2 rRNA genes are annotated in these 1100 nt (G+C 57.2%); both read left to right on the top strand.

The features are described 5' to 3' along the window. Positions 1–66, top strand: a 16S ribosomal RNA gene (locus ACWAT2_RS19315); the annotation flags it as partial. A gap of 428 nt (positions 67–494) precedes the next feature. Next, positions 495–1100: ribosomal RNA gene (locus ACWAT2_RS19320) — 23S ribosomal RNA — on the top strand; the annotation flags it as partial.

A 1100-nucleotide genomic window follows, 5' to 3' on the forward strand; every position in this document is an offset into this window, starting at 1 on the left:
CCGGCGATTGGGACTAAGTCGTAACAAGGTAGCCGTACCGGAAGGTGCGGCTGGATCACCTCCTTTCTAAGGAGCACATACTGCTCGCTGCGGGGCTTGCCTCGTGGTGGGTGGTCATGCACAGCTGCTGTAGGCGCCGAACGTGCGTCTGGTGGTTGCTCTGGGTGGAACATTGACGAACGTCGGTCCGCTGGTGCGGTCGGCTGCTAGTACGTCTGCTGCTCTTGGGTGGTGGTCTGGAACGTGGTCGGCGTGGCTGGTGGGTTGGTTGAGCACACTGTTGGGTCCTGAGGCAACCGGCCATGGAAGTGGTCGGGGCTTGTCCTCGGATGGATACGGGTCGTTGGTCTGGTGCAGACCGCTCCACGGTTGTGGGGGTGGGTGCACCGGTGGGCCGGCGGGACCGTCCGTTGCTTGAGAACTGCACAGTGGACGCGAGCATCCCAGATGTTCAAGTATTATTCTTGGATTTCTGTAGCATATTTGTAGTGTGTGTCGAAGTTTTTAAGGGCACACGGTGAATGCCTTGGCACTAGGAGCCGAAGAAGGACGTTGTAGCCTGCGTTAAGCCTCGGGGAGCTGGCAAACGAGCTGTGATCCGAGGATGTCCGAATGGGGGAACCCGGCCGTAGTCATGTGCGGTCACCTGTACCTGAATTCATAGGGTGCAGGGGGGAACGTCGGGAAGTGAAACATCTCAGTACCGGCAGGAAGAGATATTCCGTGAGTAGTGGCGAGCGAAAGCGGATGAGGCCAAACCATATGCGTGTCAAGCTGTCAGGCGTTGCGTGTATGGGGTTGTGGGACCTTTCGAGGATCACTGACATGGTCCTGACCAGTAAGAAAGTCGTGTCATAGTCGAACCGCATTGAAAGGCGGACCGTAGAGGGTGGGAGTCCCGTAGACGAAATGGCGTGGCCTGGTGAAGGGGATCCCAAGTAGCACGGGGCCCGAGAAATCCCGTGTGAATCTGGCAAGACCACTTGCTAAGCCTAAATACTACCTAGTGACCGATAGCGGACAAGTACCGTGAGGGAAAGGTGAAAAGTACCCCGGGAGGGGAGTGAAATAGTACCTGAAACCGTGTGCCTACAATCCGT

This window comes from Isoptericola sp. GX10416 (genome assembly GCF_056590155.1).